This window comes from Haladaptatus sp. (genome assembly GCF_049589095.1).
Classification (GTDB): Archaea; Halobacteriota; Halobacteria; order Halobacteriales; family Haladaptataceae; genus Haladaptatus.
The window spans coordinates 1-4,572 of record NZ_JBAWAC010000259.1; the positions used below are offsets into that span (position 1 = coordinate 1).

Annotated in this window: 8 protein-coding genes and 1 pseudogene; 2 read left to right on the forward strand and 7 right to left on the reverse strand. The window is 61.1% G+C overall.

The genetic code is table 11. The features are described from left to right. Positions 1-381 (reverse strand): annotated as a pseudogene (locus tag WBV42_RS08445) (NOP5/NOP56 family protein); the annotation flags it as partial. 284 nt (positions 382-665) lie between these two features. Between WBV42_RS08445 and WBV42_RS08450 the strand changes: the two are divergent. Both WBV42_RS08450 and WBV42_RS08455 read left to right on the forward strand, forming a co-directional pair. Further along, positions 666-1,436 carry a class I SAM-dependent methyltransferase gene (locus WBV42_RS08450; RefSeq protein WP_423985636.1) on the forward strand — a complete coding sequence of 257 codons (771 nt, stop codon included), beginning with the start codon at positions 666-668 and terminating at the stop codon, positions 1,434-1,436. After that, positions 1,436-1,825 (forward strand): methylated-DNA--[protein]-cysteine S-methyltransferase, encoded by a 390-nt coding sequence (locus tag WBV42_RS08455; RefSeq protein ID WP_423985637.1) that lies wholly within the window; start codon positions 1,436-1,438, stop codon positions 1,823-1,825. Before WBV42_RS08450 ends, WBV42_RS08455 begins: the two co-directional genes overlap by 1 nt. On the opposite strand, the gene WBV42_RS08460 is transcribed toward WBV42_RS08455, so the two are convergent. The 6 genes from WBV42_RS08460 to WBV42_RS08485 all read right to left on the reverse strand — a co-directional run. Further along, the gene (locus WBV42_RS08460; protein WP_423985638.1) at positions 1,826-2,038 is read right to left on the reverse strand and encodes a DUF2196 domain-containing protein; all 213 of its coding nucleotides are present in this window, start codon (positions 2,036-2,038) and stop codon (positions 1,826-1,828) included. 161 nt (positions 2,039-2,199) lie between these two features. Then, positions 2,200-2,367 (reverse strand): 1,2-phenylacetyl-CoA epoxidase subunit PaaE, encoded by a 168-nt coding sequence (paaE, locus tag WBV42_RS08465; protein WP_423985639.1) that lies wholly within the window; start codon positions 2,365-2,367, stop codon positions 2,200-2,202. Beyond that, complete coding sequence (gene paaD / locus WBV42_RS08470; protein ID WP_423985640.1) at positions 2,364-2,831, reverse strand: 1,2-phenylacetyl-CoA epoxidase subunit PaaD; 468 nt, start codon at positions 2,829-2,831, stop codon at positions 2,364-2,366. Before paaD ends, paaE begins: the two co-directional genes overlap by 4 nt. Continuing rightward, the gene (gene paaC / locus WBV42_RS08475) at positions 2,824-3,669 is read right to left on the reverse strand and encodes a 1,2-phenylacetyl-CoA epoxidase subunit PaaC (RefSeq protein ID WP_423985641.1); all 846 of its coding nucleotides are present in this window, start codon (positions 3,667-3,669) and stop codon (positions 2,824-2,826) included. The genes paaD and paaC overlap by 8 nt, the downstream gene beginning before the upstream one ends. Beyond that, a complete protein-coding gene (gene paaB, locus WBV42_RS08480; protein WP_423985642.1) occupies positions 3,669-3,989 on the reverse strand; it encodes a 1,2-phenylacetyl-CoA epoxidase subunit PaaB in 321 nt (106 codons plus the stop codon). The genes paaC and paaB overlap by 1 nt, the downstream gene beginning before the upstream one ends. Before the next feature lies 1 nt (position 3,990). Then, positions 3,991-4,572, reverse strand: a 582-nt coding sequence (locus WBV42_RS08485) for a Phenylacetic acid catabolic protein (RefSeq protein ID WP_423985643.1), incomplete at its 5' end; no start/stop codon positions are given.

Below are 4,572 nucleotides of genomic sequence, written 5' to 3' on the forward strand. Positions count from 1 at the left end.
GGGGTCGGTACCCGCGAGTTCGCGGGCGTACTCGACGCCAGTCCCGGCGTCGGGGTACAGCGTCCCGGCCCACTCCGCGACGCGTTCGGCGAGTTCGTTCGCTTCCGATTCACAGTCGTCCATCGCCCGTACCGCGTGGACGAGTTGACGGTCGTCCGCCCGTTCGCGCTCCGTCACGGCCTCGCGGGTCGCGCGGATGCTCGCCTCACGGAGCGTGGCGTAGTACTCCGCCTCGTCGTCCGCGAATCCGGTTTCGACGGCCCGCTCGGGCCAGTCGGCAGGGGCATCGGCGCTCCCCTCCTGGATGGCGCGTGCTCCGGACTCCACGTCGTCCGGTTCGACGCCCGCGAACCACCCCTCGTCTCCGTCCGATTCGGTCATGGCCGTGGGTTGTGCGTCTTCTCTTTTAAACCTACGTTTACGGGTTCTCGAACGAGGATTGAGATCGGGGTTCTTCCACTCGGGCGGACGGATTGTGCGATACTGACCAATCACATGGCGTGCACCAGCGACCCCGAGGCTAACAATCGGTCGAAAGCTTTCTGGGATTGCATCGCAGTAGTTACTGAAATCACGTTCCCGGAAAATCCATCCCGTACAGACGTTCTCTCAACGGTTCCCATCATGATACGAGTAGTTAAGACCCGTCCCCAGAGTGAGAACCTATGGCCGGTCTCTATGCGCATCCTGACTACTACGAGATTGCCTTCGATTTCCGCGACGTGGCGGCAGAGGTAGATTTCTTCGAAGCCTGTATGAACCGATTCGGTGAACACTCGAACCGTCCCGACTCCGTCCTCGAAATCGCCTGCGGCCCGTGTCCGTACCTGCTCGAATTCGATTCTCGGGGGTACGATTTCACGGGGCTGGACAACTCCTCGGAGATGATTTCCCACTCCATCGGAAAGGCGCGCGAACACGACATCGAAGCGACGTTCCTGCGGCGGGATATGGCCGACTTCATCCTTCCCGACGACGTCGACTTCGCGTTCTGCGCGCTCGGGTCGCTGTATCTCGACTCGAACGAGGCCCTTCTCTCACACCTCGATTCGATGGCCGACGCGATGACGCCGGGGTCGCTGTACTGCATCGACGGTTCCATCGACTTTGCTGGCGGGACGTCCTCCGGGAGCGAATGGGAGACGACGCGCGGGGAAACGACGGTTCGATTCGACATCGAGCAGAAACCGATTCACACGACCGAGCAGTTGGTTCGCCAGACCTTGACGACGCGGGTCGAGACGCCGACTGACACCGAACGTTTCCGCGAGGAGTACGTCATCAAGACGTTCGCTCCCCAGGAGCTACGTTTGCTCCTCGAAAAGACCGAGTTCGAACACGTGGGCTGGTTCGATAGCTTCGACCTGTCGAACCCCGTCGAGAGTTGTGAACCGGGGACGCTCCACCGCCCAGTGACGGTCCTCCAGAGGCAGTGATGTTCGTCGACGTTTGGGAATGGCGGATGGAAATCGACGAATCGCTGGTGGCGGCCGACGATGCGGAAATCCGGGAGCAAGTCGACGAGTACACGACTGGTGAGCGCGAGGAATTCGATATCGACGTCGACTATCCGGATTCGTTCACCGGACAGGTCATGGCCGCGATGGCGGGCGTCCCCCGTGGCGAGACGCGAACCTACGGGGAAATCGCCGGACAACTCGACACGGCGGCGGTCGCGGTCGGTCAGGCGTGTGGCCGCAACCCCGTGCCGCTCGTCGTCCCGTGCCATCGAATCGTCGGAGCCGACGGCTTGGGCGGCTTTTCCGGTGGTCACGACAATCGTCTCGGGCTAAAAGAACGGCTGCTCGAACTCGAATCGGCCTGATCACTCGTCCGGTGCGATGCGTTTAACGCGCCCGGTAATCCCGGACTGAAGTTGGACTTTCACCCCACCGGGTTCGGTGTGCTCCTCGGAGAGGACCTTCGCTATCTCACCACGGAGCGGTTTGGCCTCGTCCGCGTTCTCTGCGTTCGTCTGCTCTATTTCGACGGTCATGCCACGGCGCAAATCCTCTCGCGTCGGTCGGTCTACGGACATACGATGGACTGCAACGGACTCCGGAAAAAACGTGATGGCCACCGCCGGTACGTGATCTCGTGTTTATATATCCGATACTCGTAGAAAACGGTTATACGCTTCACATCCCTCCTCTGAAGTGCGGCAGCGGTAGCCGATAGCCGAAAACGTACCCCTATCCACTATTCGAACTTTTCGAAAGGTTGTTCGCAGGCGTCACAGAAGTGCATCGACCGGCAGAGCGACGGCCCTTTCGGGTGTTCGCGGTGGGTGTCCGTCGAACCGCAGTACGGACACTCCGCGCCCTCGTCCTCGCCGCTCGTCGTCACGCTGGGGTCGAGTCGTCTCATATGCTCAATCCGAACTCCCTGAGGTCGTCTTTGCCCTGTTCGGTCACCATCTCGATGGACCACGGCGGGTTCCAAACGAGTTCGAGGTCGGCGTCTTCGACGCCCTCGACCGCAGCGACCCCGTTCACGATGTCCTTGGTCAGCATCTTACGGGCCGGACAGCCAGTGTAGGTCAACGTCATGATGACGGTGACGTTCGCTCCGGCGGCGTCGCCGCCTTCGTCACGGGACTCCTTCGGAGTCTCGCATTCTACTCCGTAAATCAACCCCAAATCCACGATGCTGATGGGCATCTCGGGGTCCTCGATGTCGTACAGCGCGTCCCAGACGCGTTTTTCGAGACCCGTCGCTCCCTCGCCCGTGGCGGGCAGATCCTCCGGAGAGCGTCCGGTTTCCGAGTAGTCGGTGTACGCACACGCGGTCGGTTCGGAGTCGATATCATACTCCTGTGGTTGGTTACTCATCGTCTGGGTCCGGCATGATCCGATGGGTTTCGGTTCGCCCGAGTTCCCGGTACGTCCGCGTCATGTCGTCGTGAAGGTCTGCCCAGTCGTCGGTGTGGGTTCCGTCTCGTCCGATGTGCTCGGGGAGCAGTTCGTCGATGTCGCCGTCTTCGATTTCCGTCGGCAGTTCGATGCCGAGCGACGTCAAAAATGGCACCACGATGTCGAGCCATTGGTCGCGCATCGAGTCGAGCGAGTCGGTTCGGATTCCGAACTCGTCGATGTCCTCGTTCGCGTCGCCCGCCTCGAACAGGGTCAGCGCGTACGGGAACAGTCGGTCAACGGCGGCCTGCACGCGTTCGGTCCCCTCGTCGTCGCTCGTCAGCCGTTCGAGCCAGTTCTGTGAGTGTTCACGGTGGTAGTTCTCCTCGCTCAGGATTTTCGCCACGCGGTCAGCGATTCGTGGATACGACGTCCCTTCGAGGGCTTCGAGTCGGAGTTCCTCGGCGACGTCGTAGAGGTAGCCGCGCACGATGGCGTCGGCCCAGTCGCCAGTTTCGAATGGCCCCTCGACGAGCGTCGAGTGGCGGAAGTCCGCGGGGTCGCGTTCGAAGATGAGATCGGATTCCGTGTAACCGAAGTCCTCCAGCAGGTCGTACCAGAGGCGGGCGTGACCGAGTTCGTCCTGTGCGATGTTCGCGATGGCCAGATCGGATTCGAGCGTCGGGGAGCGAACCTGCCACTCGGTGTAGCGCTCTGCGAGGACGAGTTCGTCGTCCGCGAGTCGGCGGAGCAGTGATTCGACGGCGGCCCGTTCGTCGTCGCTCAACTCCTCGGGACCGGCGAGTTGCGCCGACATTATGCCTCACCTCGTCGCCGTTCGGCGTCTTCCTGTTCGCTCTCGGAGTCCTCTATCTCCTTGGCGAAACTGGTGTCGATGCGATTGTATGCCATCACCCAGCGGTAGGATTTGTCCGTCGTGCCGCCGAAGGTCGTCTCGTCGGCATCCACTTCGCCGATTTCGTCCTTCGGAACGACCCAGATGCTGTTGGTCGGCTTGCGCCGCCCGTGTTGAATCTGGGCGAACATGAGCGCCATGTCGCGGTCGGGCGCGTGAACGTTTCCGCAGTGGGTGTGATACTTGCCAGCTTCTTCCTGTCGAAACACTTCCCAGATCATCTTAATCAGCCGCCACCGGCGTGTTCGAGCCGCTCGATTCCCAGCCGTCCATCACGTCACGGACCCACTCGGCCGCGTCCTGTGCGGCCTTGCGGCCGTTTATCTGGCCGAGGCCGGGTTCGTAATCGTTCTTGGCGATCTGGAAGAACTCGTCCCAATCGAGGTCGTCCTCGCGCACCTTGTACATCTTCGTCTCCTCATCGTACTCGATGCGTGGCTCGTCCGGAATCTCCAAGCCGTACTTCTTCGCCTTCGGGATGTAGGCGGTAAGGAACGCGCTACGGAGTTCGTCGTTCGACATCGTCTTCAACCCGACTTCGGACGAGAAGTCGTGGTGAGTGCTCTTGTCGTTGGTCGGGCCAAAGAACTGGATGATGCGCGGCCACCATTCCTCGAAGGCGTCCTGCATGAGTTCCTGTTCCTTTTTCGATCCCATCGACAGTTCACGCATGATGTCCTCGCCGTGCTTGACGTGGAAACCCTCCTCGAAACAGACTTTGTCCATCGCGTGTGCGTAGGGTTCCCAACTCGTGCGCTTCAGGGTCGCCTGTCGGCGCATCGCGGCACCGTCCACGAAGAAAGC

Excerpts from the sequence above, each read along its gene's own strand:
- WBV42_RS08450 (WP_423985636.1), top strand. The coding sequence starts at position 666 with ATGGCCGGTCTCTATGCGCATCCTGACTACTACGAGATTGCCTTCGAT.
- WBV42_RS08455 (WP_423985637.1), top strand. The coding sequence starts at position 1,436 with ATGTTCGTCGACGTTTGGGAATGGCGGATGGAAATCGACGAATCGCTG.
- WBV42_RS08460 (WP_423985638.1), bottom strand. The coding sequence starts at position 2,038 with ATGTCCGTAGACCGACCGACGCGAGAGGATTTGCGCCGTGGCATGACC.
- paaE (WP_423985639.1), bottom strand. The coding sequence starts at position 2,367 with ATGAGACGACTCGACCCCAGCGTGACGACGAGCGGCGAGGACGAGGGC.
- paaD (WP_423985640.1), bottom strand. The coding sequence starts at position 2,831 with ATGAGTAACCAACCACAGGAGTATGATATCGACTCCGAACCGACCGCG.
- paaC (WP_423985641.1), bottom strand. The coding sequence starts at position 3,669 with ATGTCGGCGCAACTCGCCGGTCCCGAGGAGTTGAGCGACGACGAACGG.
- paaB (WP_423985642.1), bottom strand. The coding sequence starts at position 3,989 with ATGATCTGGGAAGTGTTTCGACAGGAAGAAGCTGGCAAGTATCACACC.